This window comes from Paenibacillus ihuae, from assembly GCF_001368795.1.
GTDB lineage: Bacteria > Bacillota > Bacilli > Paenibacillales > Paenibacillaceae > Paenibacillus_AQ > Paenibacillus_AQ ihuae.
Genome location: NZ_LN831198.1, coordinates 1993502 through 1997049, shown reverse-complemented (window position 1 = coordinate 1997049; position 3548 = coordinate 1993502). Strand labels below are relative to the sequence as shown.

Sequence of the window (3548 nt, the reverse complement as noted above, 5' to 3'; positions counted from 1 at the left end):
CAGCTTTTCTTCAATGTAAGAGCCCTGCAGCACGCCGACTTTGAAGTTGTCAAAGGTAGCGTAGTAGTCAACATATTCACTCTTTTTGATCAGCCGGTCGTAAGCAATGACTTTTACGCCTGCGTCATGCGCTTTTTGCAGCACATCAGTCAGCGCCTCTCCATCGATTGAAGCAATGACAAGCGCCTTCACACCTTTAGTGATCATATTCTCAATCTGCGACACCTGATTCTCTACAACATCCTCCGCATATTGCAGGTCTGTCCCATACCCCAGCGCTTCAAATTCCTTCACCATGTTGTTGCCGTCATTCACCCAGCGCTCCGAGGATTTCGTAGGCATCGCGATACCCACTTTGCCTTCCTTTCCTTCTGAGCCGCCTGAGCCGTTCCCGTTACTGCAAGCGGACATCATGAGCATTAGAGCCAGCGTCAACATCATTAATGAAACCTTCTTCATCCTGCATACCCCCTGAACTGGTCTGTTGTTCGTCCGAAGCGGGTTCCTCCCGTTCGACAAGTTGAGTATAGCAACCGGGGTATGGCGGCGTATTTACACTGAAGCTACTGTTTTTATAAAAAACAAACCTTTATTGTTTGCGCTTTCACAAAAAAGCAAATAAGCACATGCCGCCTCTAGCCAGCATGTGCTTATTGAATAATTGCAGAATTTTTGCTCTGAATGGGCCTGAGCTTAGCCGTTCCCGGGCACTCCGCTGTCCCCTTCTTCCGGGAGCACGCCTTTGCGGAATTGCAGGGGAGAAACACCGGTTTGTTTCTTAAAGGCTGTACTGAAATAGTGCTGCGTCTCATAGCCTGACCGCTCTGCCACTTCATTAATGCTCATATCTGTGGAGTGCAGCAGCTGCGCAGCCTTACGGATCCGGATTTGGGTCAGATACGTTCCGAACGATTCGCCCAGCTCCTGCTTGAACAGACGGCTGAGATACACCGGGGAGGCTTGCAGGATACCGGCCATCGACTCCAGAGTCAGACCGTATTCCGTGTAATGCTCCTGCACATACTGCCTGGCCCGGCGGACCAGCGGCGATAAGGGCTGCTCCTTGGCCAGCGCCACTCTGCATTTGCGGTAGGCTGCAGGCAGGCTGGTGATATCAGCGTCAGCCTGCTGTATGCCGACCTCGACCGCAATTTTGAGATGGCTGCGCACCGCTGCTTCAATGCCGGCCAGGAGCGGTTCGCCTCCGGCATCCCAGAGCAGGATTACAATCAGACCGGCAGCATCGCGGAAGATGACCTTCGGGTAAGGCTCCAGCAGCTCGGTGCTGATATTCTCGATGGCAAACAGAAACAGCTGGCGCTCGTTCTCCTTCATCGCAGGCTGGCGGACTTCCCCCCGCCAGCGGATAACGGAGATCAACTGTGGAGGCGCCTGAGGCAGCTTTAGAAATTGCAGCTGCTCACAGATTTCCTCCCGGCTGAGGTTGCCGTCCAGCCATTCCTGGCAGAAGCGTTCGCGCAGCAGCGGAAAGTTCTTCAGGATCTGCCTGGAGGCCTGCTGCAGATGCTCGCTTTGCCGGCGCTCCGCCTCCAGATCATCCCTCACCCCGCGCAGCACCTGCATCAGCGCCCCCGGATCTGCAGGCTTGAGAATATAGTCATTCACCTGCAGGCGGATCGACTCCTGGGCATAGGTAAACTCATCATGCCCGGTGATTACAATAATCCTGCACAAGGGCAGCCGCTCTCTAAGCTGCTTCATTAGCTCCATGCCATGCATGATCGGCATGTTCAGATCCACGAGTGCGATATGCACGGAGTGGTGCAGCGCAAGTTCAAGCGCCTCTTCTCCATCCTCAGCCTCCGCTGCAACCTGCAGCCCGAGCGCCTCCCAGTCTACGCAGCGCCTGATCCCGTCACGGATAATATCTTCGTCATCAGCGATTAGAACCTTCCACTTATCCATAGCTCTATGGCTTCCTCCCTTATTTAATGATCGTCAGGATAGCTGCTGCGGACAACGGGGTGACGGACAGTCACAAGGGTACCGCTGCCCGGTTCACTATCAATACTTAGGCCGTAAGGCTCTCCGTAAGTCAGTCTGATCCGTGCCTGCACGTTCAGGATGCCGTAGCTGGTGCCGGCGCTTTCTGGTATGGGCTGCTCCGCTTCAATGCTGCCCGTACCTATGTCATCCAGACGTTTCCTCAGCTGTGCAAGCCGCTCCGCCGGAATGCCGGCGCCGTCGTCGGCTACTGTCAAATACAAGTCACCGCCGCGTTCAGCCACAGCGATCCTGATATTCCCGGGACCACGCCGCTCCTTAATTCCGTGATAGATTGCATTCTCTACAATCGGCTGAAGCAGTAATTTCAGCACATACAGCTCTCCAAACTGCGGCTCCGACTCAATGGTGTAGGACAGCTTACTGCTGTAGCGGGTATGCTGGATTTTCAGATAACTGACGATATGCTCCAGCTCATCGGACAGCGGGATAATATCGCTGCCCTTGCTGAGCCCCAGACGGAATAGCTTGGATAAGGACTGTACGACCTCTGCGATATCCTCAGCACCTCTGCTGCGGGCCATCCAGTGAATGGTATCCAGTGTATTATAGAGAAAATGCGGCTTGATATGTGCCTGCAGACTGCGCAGCTCCGCTTCCCGCTTCTGCCTCGCCTGAAGTTCAGTCAGGGTGAGCAGCCGGCTGATCTGAGCCAGCATGGTATTAAAGCTGCGGCCCAGCATCCCGATTTCGTCCGAGCGTTTGCCCCAATAGCGGATCGTGAGGTCACCTGACTGCGCCTTACTCATAAAGGAAGCGAGCTGCCCGATAGGGCGGGAGATTGAATAAGCCAAATAGAACGATGCTGTCATCCCCAGCATGCAGACCACAAATACGAAGGTGACCACATTAAAGGTAATCTCCCGGACACCATACGCCGATTCATCCATTGGGAATACGCCAACTGTCGTCCAGCCGGTAAAGGACGAGGTACGGTAAATCAGCTGAATATCACGGCCGTTTACCGTTTCGGAAGTAATCCCGGACGTCTCGCTGAACAGCCCGGCCGGAATCGACTGCATAAAGGGATGCTGCGGCGCATAGACGAGCTCACCATTGTCATCGACTACGGTTAAATATCCGGTTTTGCCCAGTGTCACATCCCTTGCCGTCTCTGCAATAACCCGCAGCTTCAGATCGACCAGCACAACACCCTGGACCACCTGGGTATCAGGATCCACAATTGCCCTGACGGCTGAGACAACCTCGCTCTCCTTGTAGTCGGCATGAGACATCACTGCGCGGCCGTAAGGATGTCCGATCATTTTAAAGATTCCTTTATTGGCAGCCGCTGCTTTGTACCATGCTTCATTCTTCACTTCGGTCCCCGGCCGGGTATACATCTCATTGCTGATGAACTCACCTGCCTGATTCACCAGCATTATTCCGGCGATTTCAGAGCTTAGCGTAGTGAAGCCCTGCAAAAACTTGCGGATATTATATTCCGCCGATTCCCCGTTTACACCCGTTCCGCCCGGCACAGACCTGTCCTTCATCGTCCCCTTCAAAAAGGCCTGAACCCC

The 3548-nt window shown here is 54.1% G+C and carries 3 protein-coding genes; all 3 read right to left on the bottom strand.

The window, feature by feature from the left end:
- The coding region (locus AQR02_RS33835) for a substrate-binding domain-containing protein (protein WP_245237240.1) at positions 1-459 on the bottom strand (459 nt) is incomplete at its 3' end.
- A 234-nt stretch (positions 460-693) separates the two neighbouring features.
- The gene (locus tag AQR02_RS08950) at positions 694-1926 is read right to left on the bottom strand and encodes a response regulator (RefSeq protein WP_054940267.1); all 1233 of its coding nucleotides are present in this window, start codon (positions 1924-1926) and stop codon (positions 694-696) included.
- Positions 1927-1949: 23 nt separating this feature from the next.
- Positions 1950-3548 (bottom strand): cache domain-containing sensor histidine kinase (locus tag AQR02_RS08945; protein ID WP_054940266.1); only part of this gene is annotated, 1599 nt, incomplete at its 5' end.